Origin of the sequence: Massilia sp. IC2-476 (genome assembly GCF_020707295.1) — a bacterium.
Lineage (GTDB): Bacteria > Pseudomonadota > Gammaproteobacteria > Burkholderiales > Burkholderiaceae_D > Telluria.
This window is the reverse complement of the sequence record NZ_JAJFER010000002.1, coordinates 305,275-317,988: the sequence shown is the minus strand read 5'-3', so window position 1 is coordinate 317,988 and position 12,714 is coordinate 305,275. Positions and strand designations below refer to the sequence as shown.

Here is a 12,714-nt window from a genome sequence, read left to right as displayed (position 1 = left end):
ATATAGGCGCTAAGTCTGCGCCCATTCCCGCGTCATCTGCCGCAGATACGACGGCGGCGCCTCGCTCAGCGAATCGAACTCCACCCACTCGTAGGCATCCGTCTGCGCCAGCAGCTTGCGCAGCAGTTCGTTGTTGAGCGCGTGCCCCGACTTGTGGGCGGTGTAGCTGGCCAGCAGCGGGTGGCCGACGATGTACAGGTCGCCGATCGCATCCAGGATCTTGTGGCGCACGAACTCGTCTTCGTAGCGCAGGCCGTCCGCGTTGAGGATGCGGTACTCGTCCATCACGATCGCGTTTTCCAGCGAGCCGCCGCGCGCCAGGCCCATGCCGCGCAGGGTTTCGACGTCCTGCATGAAGCCGAAGGTGCGGGCACGCGCCACGTCGTGCACGTAGGAGACGTCGCCGAAGTCGACCGCGGCGCGCTGCATGGTGCCGTCCACGGCCGGGTGGTTGAATTCGATGAAGAAGTCGAGCTTGAAACCGTCGTAGGGCGACAGGCGCGCCCACTTTTCGTTCTTGCCCTCGCCCTGGCGGATCTCCACATCCTTCAGCACGCGGATGAAGCGCTTCGGTGCGTCCTGCTCTTCCAGGCCGGCCTGCTGCAGCAGGAACACGAAGGAAGCGGCCGAGCCGTCCATGATCGGGATTTCTTCGGCCGTGACGTCGACGACCAGGTTGTCGATGCCCAGGCCGGCGCAGGCCGACATCAGGTGCTCGACGGTGGAGACGCGCGCGTTATCCTTGATCAGGACCGTGGCCATGCGGGTCTCGCCGACCACGTCGGCCGCGCTCGGAATCGCGACGATCGGGTCGTAGTCGACGCGGCGGAAGGTGATGCCGGCGCCGGGCGGCGCCGGACGCAGGGTCAGTTCGACCTTGGTGCCCGAGTGGACGCCGACACCGGTGGTGCGCACGACCTGCTTGATAGTTCTTTGTTTCAACATGAAAACGATTATAGCCCACGCCTCCGGGCCTTGCTGACCGCTCTCCGGCTTCTACGGGTGGTCCGACTCGACGTGGACTTTTTCGTGGCGAATCAGATACATACCGCTGCCGATGATGATCGCCGCACCCAGCAGGGTCCAGCCGTCCGGCAGGGTTTGCCACAGCAGCCAGTCGAGGCAGACCGCCCAGGCCAGGGCCGTGTATTCGAAGGGCGCGACGCTCGAGGCGTCGCCCTTGGCGAAGGCTTCGGTGATCGCCAGCTGGCCGATGAAGCCGGTGAGCGCCAGGCCCAGCAGCAGCGGGATGTCGCCGGTGCTCATGCCGACCCAGCCGGGCGCCGCAAGAAGGGTCGCGCCGATCGACATCATCACCATCAGCCAGAACACCATGTACTCGCTGCGGTCGGTCTTCGCCAGCACGCCGACGGTGATCGCCGAGATCGCGTACATCGCGGCGGCGCCCAGCACGGCCAGGCCGCCGATGGTGAGGAAACCGGCGCCGCTCGGGCGCAGCACGACCAGCACGCCGGCCAGGCCCACGCCGATGGCGATCCAGCGCGCGGCGTCGACGCGCTCTTTCAGGAACCATACCGACAGCGCGGTGATGATCGACGGCGCGATAAAGAAGATCGTATAGGCCTCGGCCAGCGACAGCTTGCGGATGCCGAACGCGAAAAAGCTCAGCATCGCGATGCCCAGCACCGCGCGCAGCAGGTGCAGCGGCCAGCGGATGCGCAGGATGCCGCCGTAGCCGACCTTGAACCCGACGTAGATGGCCACCAGCGGCAGCGAGGTGAGCGAGCGCAGCGCCGCCACCTGGATCGCCGGGTAGCGCTGCGACAGCAGCTTCATCACCGTGTCCATCAGCGCGAACATGAACACGGCCAGCACCATCGCGTAGATGCTGTATAGGTTACCTTGAGGACGCTTCAAAGGCGTTTTTCCATGAACAGGCTGAGCGGGTCTGCCTGGTAGTCGCCGAAGGGCTCGATGCGCACGAAGCCGCTGCGTTCGTACAAGCCGATCGCCTCCGGCTGGTGGATGCCGGTCTCCAGCTTCAGGGACTGCAGGCCGGACATGCGCGCGAACATGGTCAGCTGCTCCAGCAGCTGGCGGCCGGTGCCGCGCCCACGGCCGGCATCAATGACGTACATGCGCTTGACCTCGCCGTAGCCGCCGCGGTTGACCAGCGCCGCGCAGCCGACCGCTTGCCCGCCAACGTCGCGCGCGACCAGGAACAGCACCTCGCCCGTCATCAGGGAAGCGATGTCCATCAGGTGATTCGATTCGGCCGGATACAGCGCGGCGCAGTAGGCGTCGAGCTTGTCCAGCATGGCCCGTACTTCCGGCTGGTCGGGGGCTTCGGTATTGATGATCATGTGACAAAAAACGGCGCCGCGGCGCCGTTTGCAGGGAGTAGTTCGATCAGCCCAGTTGTTCCAGCATCTTCTCGGCGCTCGAGACTTCGAAGCCGGCGGTTTCCACGTTCAGCCCCTTGACGACGCCGTCTTCGACCAGCATCGAGTAGCGCTTCGAGCGGGTGCCCATGCCGTGCTTCGAGAAGTCGGCGTCCAGGCCCAGGGCCTTCGAGAACGCGCCGTTACCGTCGGCCATCATGCGCACGATGCCGGTCGATTTCTGGTCGCGGCCCCAAGCGCCCATCACGAAGGCGTCGTTGACCGAGATGCACCAGATCTCGTCCACGCCCTTGGCGCGCAGCGCTTCGGCGTTCTGGACGTAACCCGGCACGTGCTGGGCCGAGCAGGTCGGGGTGAAGGCGCCCGGCAGGCCGAAGATGACGATTTTTTTACCCTTGACCAGGTCTGCGACCTGGAAGGTATTCGGGCCGAGCGAGCAGCCTGCGGTTTCGGTTTCGATGAATTCCGACAGGGTGCCTTCCGGCAGGCGGTCGCCGATCTGGATGGTCATGGGGTGCTCCTTCAGTGTTTTTGATAATCTCGCAATTATCGCCGAAGTCAGGTGAGTCTGCAGAACCAGCTTTCGTAGGGTGGGCGGCTATGCCGCCCACGCGGTGATACGCATCAGTGCCGGGGATCGGCAGCCGCGTGGGCGGGAAAACCCGCCCACCCTACAAAGCAAAAGGGCCAGCTTGCGCTGGCCCTTCCCTATTCAACTGATTCTGAATCAGTCAGCCTGCTTACGCAGGAACGCCGGAATGTCGTAAGTCTCGACACCGTTGCGCTGCATCGCCTGCACCTGCTCGGATGCCTGCTCGCGGCGCCATACGGCCGGCTGCTTCATGCCGCCCATGGCGTCGCCGCCTGCCTGGCCCATGGTCAGGCCGCCGGCGACTGCCGAGGAACCGGACATCATCGGCGCATTGTAGGTGCCGGTCTTGAGCACCTGCTGCGGCTGCACCAGCTGCATCTTCTTGTTCTTGCCCAGGCCGGTCGCGACCACGGTCACGCGCAGCTCGTCGCCCATCGCGTCATCGTAGGCGATGCCCTGTGCGATCGACGCGTCCGGAGCGGCAAAGGCGCGCACGGCGGCCATGACTTCCTTGATCTCCTTGCCTTTCAGGCCACGGCTTGCGGTCACGTTGACCAGCACGCCCTTGGCGCCCGACAGGTCGATACCGTCCAGCAGCGGCGAAGCCACGGCCTGTTCGGCGGCGATGCGCGCGCGGTCCACGCCCGACGCGGTCGCGGTGCCCATCATGGCCTTGCCCTGCTCGCTCATGATGGTCTTCACGTCGTTGAAGTCGACGTTGATGTGGCCCGGGACGTTAATGATCTCGGCGATACCGGCAACGGCGTTGTTCAGGACGTCGTCGGCGTGCTTCATCCAGTCCAGCATCGACTCGTCTTCGTAGATGTCTTCCAGCTTCTCGTTCAGGATGACGATCAGCGAATCGACGTGCTTGCTCAGCTCTTCCAGGCCCTGCTCGGCGACCTGCATGCACTTGTCGCCTTCGTAGGAGAACGGCTTGGAGACCACGGCCACGGTCAGTGCGCCCATGGTCTTGGCGACTTCGGCGACGATCGGTGCGGCGCCGGTACCGGTGCCGCCGCCCATGCCGGCTGCGATGAAGACCATGTGCGCGCCGCGCAGTGCGTCTTCGATGCGCGAACGGGTCTGCTCGGCCAGCTGGCGGCCGACTTCCGGACGCATGCCCGCGCCCAGGCCCGATTCGCCGATCTGGATGATGTTGTTTGCGCTCGACGCGGCAAGTGCCTGCGCATCCGTGTTAGCGGCGATGAACTCGACACCGGACACACCTTTGGTGATCATGTGCTGAACCGCGTTGCCACCGGCGCCGCCGACGCCGACAACTTTGATAACGGTTCCCAGTGCTGCGTTATCGACCATATCGAACTCCATATCGAACTCCCAATTTTCAAGATGCCGCTTCCGTTTCAGGCCTGGTGCCAGGCCCCTGGCAGAGCCCTGAAACCGGAAGTAGCGATTGTATTTAAAAAATCTTTACCCGTGAACGTTTTGTTGCTGTCGTACTGAAAAAAGTTCGTGCCGTGATGCGAATACCAATGCCCTTCTTTAGAAGTTCCCCGCTATCCATTCCTTCATGCGTTGCCAGACTGCCTTCACCGAACCATCCTGACGCGTGACGATGTGTCCGCGCAGGTACTGCTTCTTCGCTTCCAGCAGCAGGCCGAGCACCGTGGCGTAGCGTGGGCTGCGCACGACGTCGGCCAACTGGCCGCGGTAGTCCGGCGTGCCGAGGCGCGCCGGTTTGAGGAAAATGTCTTCGGCCATTTCGATCATGCCCGGCATGATCGAACTGCCGCCGGTGAGCACGATGCCCGACGAGAGCACGCCCTCGTAGCCCGACTCGCGCACCACCGTGTGGACCATCGCGAACAGTTCTTCGACGCGCGGCTCGATCACGGCCGCCAAGGCCTGGCGCGACAGCGCGCGCGGGCCGCGGTCGCCCAGGCCCGGCACTTCCAGGGTCTCGCCCGGATCGGCCAGCACCTGCTTGGCCACGCCATAGCGGATCTTGATGTCCTCGGCTTCGCCGGTCGGGGTGCGCAGCGCCATCGCGATGTCGCTGGTGATCTGGTCGCCGGCGATCGGCAGCACGGCGGTGTGGCGGATCGCGCCGTCCGAGAACACCGCGATGTCGGTGGTGCCGCCGCCGATGTCGATCAGGACCACGCCGAGTTCCTTCTCGTCCGGGGTCAGCACGGCGTCGGCCGATGCCATCGGCTGCAGGATCAGGTCCGAGACCTCGAGCCCGCAACGGCGCACGCACTTTACAATATTCTGGACCGCGGACACCGCACCGGTGACGATGTGCACGCGCACTTCCAGGCGGATGCCGCTCATGCCGATCGGCTCGCGCACGTCTTCCTGGTTGTCGACGATGAATTCCTGCGGCACGGTGTGCAGCAATTGCTGGTCGGTGGGGATGTTGACCGCCTTGGCGGTCTCGATCACGCGCGCCACGTCGGTGGCGGTGACTTCCTTGTCCTTGATCGCAACCATGCCGCTCGAGTTGAACGAACGGATATGGCTGCCGGCGATGCCAGCATAGACATTGCGGATCTTGCAGTCGGCCATCAGCTCCGCTTCTTCGAGCGCGCGCTGGATCGACTCGACGGTGGCCTCGATGTTGACGACCACGCCTTTCTTCAATCCTTTCGACTCGTGCTGACCGAGGCCGATCACCTCGTGGCGTCCATCGGACATCACTTCGGCCACGACCGCCACCACCTTCGAGGTGCCGATGTCGAGGCCGACGATCAGGTTCTTCGCGTCTTTTGTCATTGCTGTTGCCTGCTTATGTTTGCTTGGTTGTTTTGTTGGGTTGATTCGGTTTCTTCTTTGCCGGCTTCACCGGTTTCGACGCGTCTTCCGGTACCGCCAGCGCCGCCGAGGACAGCGCCAGGCCGTTCGGGTAGCGCATGTCGATGGTGTCGATGCGCCCTTCCTGCAGCCGCGCGACCAGCTGCGGGTAGACGCCCACCAGCCGCTGCACGCGCTTTTTCAGCGTATCCCGGTCCTGCTCGCGGCCCAGGGCCACGCTCATGCCGTTGTCCAGCCTGACGGTCCAGGCATAGCGCTCGGACAGCGACAGCGCCTGCGGCGCCAGCTTCACCGGCGCGAACCAGGAGCGCAGCTCGGTGAAGCGGGCCAGCACATCCTTCTCGCTGCCCTTGGGGCCGTCGAAGGCCGGCAGCTCGTGGTCGTCGTCGGCCTCGGCCAGGTTGGCGGTAAACACGTCGCCCTTGACCGACAGCAGGCGGCCTTCGCCCCAGGTGCCGAGCGCCTCGTGCTCTTCGACCTCGACGATCAGCTGGTCCGGCCACTCGCGGCGCACCGTGGCGCGGCGCACCCAAGGCACGGTCTCGAACGTGGCGCGCACCTGGTCCAGGTCCGTGGTGAAGAAATTCCCGCGGATCTTGCCGATCACGCCATTGCGCACCGTGAGCTCGTTCACGTGGCGCAGCGGCAGCTGGTACATGCTTTCCACCGTCACCGCCTTCAGCGAGAACATGGGACGCTGCGACAGCCACCACACGCCGGACGTGATGCAGGCGAGCACCACCAGCGCCACCAGGCTGCTGGCGGTCGTGTTGAGGGCGCGGGGGTCATGCCACATGCGTGCTTAGCCCTTTGCCTTTGTCATCTTCAGGCGCGCCGACGCCAGGATTTCCAGGCACAGGTCTTCGTAGCTGATGCCCACCGCGCGCGCCGCCATCGGCACCAGCGAGTGCGAGGTCATGCCCGGCGAGGTGTTCACCTCGAGCAGGAAGGGACGCATGTCCTCCTTGCGCACCAGCACGTCCACCCTGCCCCAGCCTTCGCAGCCGAGCGCACGGTAGGCGTTCACGGCATGGCGCTGGATCTCTTCCGTCAGGGCCGGGTCCAGCTGCGCCGGGCAGTGGTACTGGGTGTCGTCGGTGAAGTACTTGTTCTGGTAGTCGTAGTTGCCTTCCGGGGCCACGATCTCGACGATCGGCAGGGCGCGCGCGTTCTTGCCGGTGCCCAGCACGGCCACGGTGAATTCGCGGCCGGTGACGAATTCCTCGGCCAGCACGACCGGGTCGAAGCCCATCGCCAGCTCGACTGCCGCCTTCAGCTCCTCGGCCTTGTTCACCTTGGTGATGCCGATGGTGGAGCCTTCGAGCGGCGGCTTGACGATCAGCGGCAGGCCGAGCGCCACCAGCACCTCGTCGAGGTCGGTGGTCGGATCGATCGACATGTAATCCGGGGTCGGGATCTCGTCCATCTTCCAGATCTTCTTGGTGGTGATCTTGTCCATGCCGACGCTGGACGCCATCACGCCGCTGCCGGTGTACGGAATGCCGAGCTGCTCGAGCGCGCCCTGCAGGCTGCCGTCTTCGCCGTAGCGGCCGTGCAGCGCGATGAAGACGCGATCGAACTTCTGTTCGGCCAGTTCGGCCAGGCTCTGGGTGCCCGGATCGAAGGCATGGGCGTCGACGCCGCGCGATTTCAGGGCATTCAGCACGCCGGTGCCGGACATGATCGACACGTCGCGCTCGGCGGAGCGGCCGCCGAACAGCACGCCAACCTTGCCGAAGGCTGCCGGGTCGAAGGTGGCGAGGTTAGAGTTCACCTTGGTAGCGTTCACGATATCAAGCCTTTGCATTGGTGAGTTGGTGCGGGACGCCGCTGATCGAGCCGGCGCCCATGGTCATGACGACGTCGCCGTCGCGCACCGCATTCAGGATGGCGGCGGGCATGTCGGCGATCGTCTCGACAAAAATCGGTTCCACCTTGCCGCCGGTGCGCAGGGCGCGCGCCAGGGCGCGGCCGTCGGCGGCCACGATCGGCGCTTCGCCGGCCGGGTAGACGTCGGCCAGCAGCAGCACGTCCGGGGTCGCCAGCACTTTCACGAAATCTTCGAACAGGTCACGGGTGCGGCTGTAGCGGTGCGGCTGGAAGGCCAGCACCAGGCGCCGGCCCGGGTAGGCCGCGCGCGCGGCGGCCAGGGTCACCTCGGTCTCGACCGGATGGTGGCCGAAGTCATCCACCAGGGTGAAGCTGCCGCCGCCCGGGATCGCCACCTCGCCGTAGCGGGTGAAGCGGCGGCCGACGCCGCTGAAGTTCTGCAGGCCCAGGTTGGTCTGCTCGTCGCTGATGCCGATCTCGCGCGCGATCGCGATCGCCGAGCAGGCGTTCAGCACGTTGTGCATGCCCGGCTGGTTCAGCACGAATTTCGCGTCCGGGTAGCCCTGCTGGCGCACGGTGAAGTGCATCTGCACGCCTTCGGCATGGGCGTCAAAAGCGCGCACTTCGGCGTCTTCCGAAAAGCCATAGGTCGTCACCGGCTTGGTCACCTGCGGCAGGATGGCGCGCACGTGCGGGTCGTCGATGCACAGCATGGCGCGGCCGTAGAACGGCAGGCGGTGGGTGAAGTTCACGAACGCCGCCTTCAGCTTCTCGAAGTCGTGCTCGTAGGTGTCCATGTGGTCGGCGTCGATGTTGGTGATCACCTCGATCATCGGCGACAGGTTCAGGAAGGAAGCGTCCGACTCGTCGGCCTCGGCCACGATGTAGTCGCCCGAACCCAGCTTGGCGTTGGCGCCGGCCGCGGTCAGGCGTCCGCCGATCACGAAAGTAGGATCCAGGCCGCCTTCGGCCAGCACCGAGGCCACCAGGCTGGTGGTGGTGGTCTTGCCATGGGTGCCGGCGATGGCGATGCCGCGCTTCAGGCGCATCAGTTCGCCGAGCATGATCGCGCGCGGCACCACCGGCACCTTGGCGGCACGGGCGGCCATCACTTCGGGGTTGGCTTCGTTGACGGCGGTCGAGGTCACGACCACGTTGGCGCCGCTGACGTGTTCCGCCGAGTGGCCGGTGAACACGCGGGCGCCCAGTTCGCTGAGGCGCTGGCTGGCGGCATTGCTGGCCAGGTCCGAGCCCGACACGTTGTAGCCGAGGTTGAGCAGCACTTCGGCAATGCCGCTCATGCCGCTGCCACCGATACCGACGAAATGGATGTTCTTGATCTTGTGTTTCATTGTCCCGCCAGTCGTTCGAGTTCTCTAGCGATCGCTTCGTTCGCGTCGCGCTTGCCCACGCCGTAGGCCGCCTGCGCCATCGCCAGGCAGTCTTCACGGGTCGTCGTTTGCAGCAGGCTTGCCAGCCGCTGCGGATTCAGTTCGCCTTGCGGCAGGTGGATCGCCGCTTTCTGTTCGTGCATCCAGATCGCGTTGTCGCGCTGGTGGCTGGTGGTGCTGGCAACGAAAGGCACCAGCACGCTGGCCACGCCGGCCGCGGTCAGTTCCGACACGGTGATGGCGCCGGCGCGGCAGATCACCAGGTCGGCGTTCGCATACGCGGCGGCCATGTCGTCGATGAAGTCGACCACGTTGGCGGATACGCCCGCCTGCGCATAAGCAGCGCGCAGGGCGTCGATGTTCTTCTTGCCCGACTGGTGGGTCACGATCGGACGCACGCTTGGGTCGATCGTCGCCAGGGCTGCCGGCACGCTGTCGTTCAGCACCTTGGCGCCCAGGCTGCCGCCGACCACGAGGATGCGCAGCGGACCGCTGCGCCCCACGAAGCGCTCGCCCGGTTGCGGCAGGTCGAGGATTTGCTGGCGCACCGGGTTGCCGGTGACGACGGCCTTGCCGGCCGCCTTGCCGAAATCGGCCGGGAAGCCGAACAGCACGCGGTCGGCCATCGGCGCCAGGGTCTTGTTCGACAGCAGCAGCGCCGCGTCGGCGTTCACCAGCGCCAGCGGAGTGCCGCGCGAACGCGCCATCATCCCGCCCGGAACGGTCACGTAGCCGCCCATGCCCAGCACCACGCTCGGCGCGCGCCGGCCAAGGTAGCGGCGGCAGGCGACGAATGCACCCAGCATCTTGAAGGCGCCCTTGACGGTGTGGGCCAGGCCCTTGCCGCGCAGGCCGGCGAAGTCGATGCTGTCCATCGGGATGCCGGCTTTCGGCACCAGTTCGGTTTCCATGCCGTGCGCCGTACCCAGCCACGACACTTCCCAGCCGCGCGCGCGCATGGTCTGCGCGATCGCGATGCCGGGGAAGATGTGGCCGCCGGTGCCGGCCGCCATGATCATCAGGCGCTTGGTCATGTACGGCCCCCACGCATGCGCACCCGGTTCTCGTAGTCGATCCGCAGCAGGATCGCCAGGCCGACGCAGTTGAACAGCACGCCCGAGCCGCCAAAGCTCATCAGGGGAAGCGTCAGGCCCTTGGTCGGCAGCAGGCCCAGGTTCACGCCCATGTTGATGAAGGTCTGGGCGCCGATCCAGATGCCGATCCCTTTTGCCGCCAGGCCGGCGAAGATCTGGTCCAGGGCGATGGCCTGGCGCCCGATGTCGAAGGCGCGTTTCACCAGCCAGTAGAACATCGCGATCACCACCAGCACGCCGGCCAGGCCGAGTTCTTCGCCGATCACGGCCATGATGAAGTCGGTGTGCGCTTCCGGCAGATAGAACAGTTTTTCCACGCTGCCGCCCAGGCCCACGCCGAAGAACTCGCCGCGGCCGAACGCGATCAGCGAGTGCGTCAACTGGTAAGCCTTGTCCAGGGCATGGCCGTCGGCCCATGGGTCGAGGTAGGCGAACATGCGCGCGCGGCGGAACGGCGACAGCGCGATGATCGCGCTGAAGATCAGCACCAGCAGCGCGCCGATGCCGCCGAACCAGACGATGTTGATCCCGCCCAGGAACAGGATGCCCATGGCGATGCAGACGATCACGCCGAAGGCGCCCAAGTCCGGCTCCATCAGCAGCAGGCCGCCAACCAGGCCGATCGCCACCATCATCGGCAGGAAGCCCTTGGTCAGCTTGTGCATGTACTCCTGCTTCCTCACCGTGAAGTCGGCCGCGTACAGCACCGCCGCGATCTTCATGATCTCGGATGGCTGCAGCAGCATGACTTTCAGCGGGATCCAGCGGCGTGCGCCGTTGACGGAGTGGCCGATGCCCGGGATCAGCACGATTGCGAGCAGCACCAGGGTCCCGATGAACATCATCGGCGCCCATTTCTGCCAGACCGCGACCGGCACCTGGAACACGACAGCGGCCGCGGCCATCGAGACCGCGATGTACATCATCTGGCGGTACAGGAAGTATTCGTTCTTGTCGTTCAGGTAGGCGAACTTGGGCGAGTCCGGCAGCGCGATCGAAGCCGAATACACCATCACCAGGCCGAACATCATGAGCAGCACGGTGACCCAGACCAGCGGCTGGTCGTAGTCCATCATCTTCGACGGACGGCTGCGCGCCGCGATGCTGGCGTCGCTGCTCGATCCGGAAAACTTGAATGGAATCTGGAAGGCCATCAGATCTCCTGCCCCTTCTCCAGCGCGATGTCGCGCACGGCATCGACAAACACCTGCGCGCGGTGCGCGTAGTTGGTGAACATGTCGAGGCTGGCGCAGGCCGGCGACAGCAGCACCGCGTCGCCCGCGCGCGCCAGGCCGGCGGCGCGGCGCACCGCGTCCGGCAGGCTGGGGAAATCGAAGACCGGCACGCCGGTCGGTTCGATCGCGGCCTTGACAGCCGGGGCGTCGCGGCCGATCAGGAACACGGCGCGCACGTAGCGCGAAGTCGGCAGCGCCAGCGGCGTGAAGTCCTGGCCCTTGCCGTCGCCGCCGGCGATCAGGAGGATCTGCTGGTCTTCGCCCTGGAAAGCCTTGCCCAGGCCTTCCAGTGCGGCGACGGTGGCGCCGACGTTGGTGCCCTTGCTGTCGTCATAGAAATCGACGCCGTCGATGCTGGCGACCAGTTCGACGCGGTGCGGCTCGCCCGCGTATTCGCGCAGGCCGTGCAGCAGCGGCGCCAGCGGCAGGCCGCAGGCGCGGCACAGGGCCAGCGCGGCCAGTGCGTTGGAGGCATTGTGCAGGCCGCGGATCTTCAGTGCGTCGGCCGGCATCAGGCGGTTCACAGTCACTTCCACGGGCGGAGCGATCTCGCCCTTCTTCAGTTTCTTCGGCGGCTCGTCGTCGAGAGCGACCGCATTGGCCAGCCACAGCACACCGCGTTCGCTGACCAGGCCGAAGCTGTTCGGCGTGTCAGGTTCGCCGGTGCCGAAGGTGGTGGTCGGCGTATCGACTGCGCCCATGCGCATCACGATGGCGTCGTCGCGGTTCAGCACGCGCACCGTGCCGGCGCCGAAAATACGCGCCTTGTCGGCGGCATAGGCTTCCATGCTGCCGTGCCAGTCGAGGTGGTCCTGGGTCAGGTTCAACACCGTGGCGGCATCGGCCTGCAGGCTGAAGGTGGTGTGCAGCTGGAAGCTGGACAGTTCAAGTACCCAGGCCTGCGGCAGTTCATTGTTGTCGAGGACTTCGCGCAGCACATCGAGCGCCGCCGGGCTGATGTTGCCAGCCACGCGCGTGCTCAAGCCGGCGCGGCGGCACAGCAGGCCGGTCAGGCTGGTGACGGTGGTCTTGCCGTTGGTGCCGGTGATCGCGATGACTTTCGGCGCGTAGCCTTGTGCGATGCGCAGATGCGCGAGCGCCTGCGCGAACAGTTCGATCTCGCCCCACACCGGGATATTGCGCTCGCGCGCCGCCGGGGTGATGTCGGCCAGCTCACGGTTCGGCGCCAGGCCGGGGCTGACGGCCACGAAGTCCATGCCGTCCAGCAGCGCCGCGCCGAACACGCCGGAGGCGTCGCCGGCCACGAAGTCCGCATTCGGCACCGCCTGGCGCAGGGCGAACAGGCGCTGCGGCTCGGTGCGCGTGTCGGCGACGCGCACGCGCGCGCCGCAGCGGGCCAGCCATTGCGCCATCGCCAGCCCGGATTCACCCAGGCCCAGCACCAGTGCGGATTTGCCTTCGTAGTTCATT

The 12,714-nt window shown here is 65.9% G+C and carries 13 protein-coding genes; 1 reads left to right on the top strand and 12 read right to left on the bottom strand.

Features of this window, described 5'->3' with window-relative positions; genetic code table 11:
- Positions 1 to 9: 9 nt before the first annotated feature.
- The 5 genes from lpxC to ftsZ all read right to left on the bottom strand — a co-directional run bounded on the left by lpxC (position 10) and on the right by ftsZ (position 4,287).
- Entirely contained in the window at positions 10 to 945 is a 936-nt protein-coding gene (lpxC, locus tag LK539_RS06355) for a UDP-3-O-acyl-N-acetylglucosamine deacetylase (RefSeq protein WP_159696321.1), read from the bottom strand.
- Between the two features lie 51 nt (positions 946 to 996).
- Positions 997 to 1,839 (bottom strand): DMT family transporter, encoded by an 843-nt coding sequence (locus LK539_RS06350; RefSeq protein ID WP_227800557.1) that lies wholly within the window; start codon positions 1,837 to 1,839, stop codon positions 997 to 999.
- A gap of 35 nt (positions 1,840 to 1,874) precedes the next feature.
- Positions 1,875 to 2,324, bottom strand: a complete 450-nt coding sequence (locus tag LK539_RS06345) for a GNAT family N-acetyltransferase (RefSeq protein ID WP_227800068.1) — start codon at positions 2,322 to 2,324, stop codon at positions 1,875 to 1,877.
- Positions 2,325 to 2,370: 46 nt separating this feature from the next.
- Positions 2,371 to 2,874 (bottom strand): peroxiredoxin, encoded by a 504-nt coding sequence (locus LK539_RS06340; protein ID WP_227800067.1) that lies wholly within the window; start codon positions 2,872 to 2,874, stop codon positions 2,371 to 2,373.
- Between the two features lie 216 nt (positions 2,875 to 3,090).
- Positions 3,091 to 4,287 (bottom strand): cell division protein FtsZ, encoded by a 1,197-nt coding sequence (gene ftsZ / locus LK539_RS06335; protein ID WP_227800066.1) that lies wholly within the window; start codon positions 4,285 to 4,287, stop codon positions 3,091 to 3,093.
- Here ftsZ and LK539_RS06330 point away from each other — a divergent pair.
- The gene (locus tag LK539_RS06330; protein ID WP_227800578.1) at positions 4,198 to 4,422 is read left to right on the top strand and encodes a hypothetical protein; all 225 of its coding nucleotides are present in this window, start codon (positions 4,198 to 4,200) and stop codon (positions 4,420 to 4,422) included. The genes ftsZ and LK539_RS06330 overlap by 90 nt on opposite strands.
- A 39-nt stretch (positions 4,423 to 4,461) precedes the next feature.
- Here LK539_RS06330 and ftsA read toward each other — a convergent pair whose 3' ends face one another.
- The 7 genes from ftsA to murD are packed head-to-tail and all read right to left on the bottom strand — an operon-like array spanning position 4,462 to position 12,713.
- Positions 4,462 to 5,694, bottom strand: coding sequence for a cell division protein FtsA (gene ftsA / locus LK539_RS06325; protein ID WP_227800065.1), 1,233 nt, complete (start codon positions 5,692 to 5,694; stop codon positions 4,462 to 4,464).
- Positions 5,695 to 5,707: 13 nt separating this feature from the next.
- Entirely contained in the window at positions 5,708 to 6,529 is an 822-nt protein-coding gene (locus LK539_RS06320) for a cell division protein FtsQ/DivIB (RefSeq protein ID WP_227800064.1), read from the bottom strand.
- Positions 6,530 to 6,535: 6 nt separating this feature from the next.
- On the bottom strand, positions 6,536 to 7,522 hold the full coding sequence (locus tag LK539_RS06315) for a D-alanine--D-alanine ligase (protein ID WP_227800063.1): 987 nt from the start codon (positions 7,520 to 7,522) through the stop codon (positions 6,536 to 6,538).
- Between the two features lie 4 nt (positions 7,523 to 7,526).
- Positions 7,527 to 8,915 carry a UDP-N-acetylmuramate--L-alanine ligase gene (gene murC, locus LK539_RS06310; protein WP_227800062.1) on the bottom strand — a complete coding sequence of 463 codons (1,389 nt, stop codon included), beginning with the start codon at positions 8,913 to 8,915 and terminating at the stop codon, positions 7,527 to 7,529.
- Positions 8,912 to 9,988 (bottom strand): undecaprenyldiphospho-muramoylpentapeptide beta-N-acetylglucosaminyltransferase, encoded by a 1,077-nt coding sequence (gene murG / locus LK539_RS06305; RefSeq protein WP_227800061.1) that lies wholly within the window; start codon positions 9,986 to 9,988, stop codon positions 8,912 to 8,914. The genes murC and murG overlap by 4 nt, the downstream gene beginning before the upstream one ends.
- A complete protein-coding gene (ftsW, locus tag LK539_RS06300) occupies positions 9,985 to 11,202 on the bottom strand; it encodes a putative lipid II flippase FtsW (protein ID WP_227800060.1) in 1,218 nt (405 codons plus the stop codon). Before ftsW ends, murG begins: the two co-directional genes overlap by 4 nt.
- Positions 11,202 to 12,713, bottom strand: a complete 1,512-nt coding sequence (gene murD / locus LK539_RS06295; protein WP_227800059.1) for a UDP-N-acetylmuramoyl-L-alanine--D-glutamate ligase — start codon at positions 12,711 to 12,713, stop codon at positions 11,202 to 11,204. The genes ftsW and murD overlap by 1 nt, the downstream gene beginning before the upstream one ends.
- Position 12,714 lies beyond the last annotated feature (1 nt).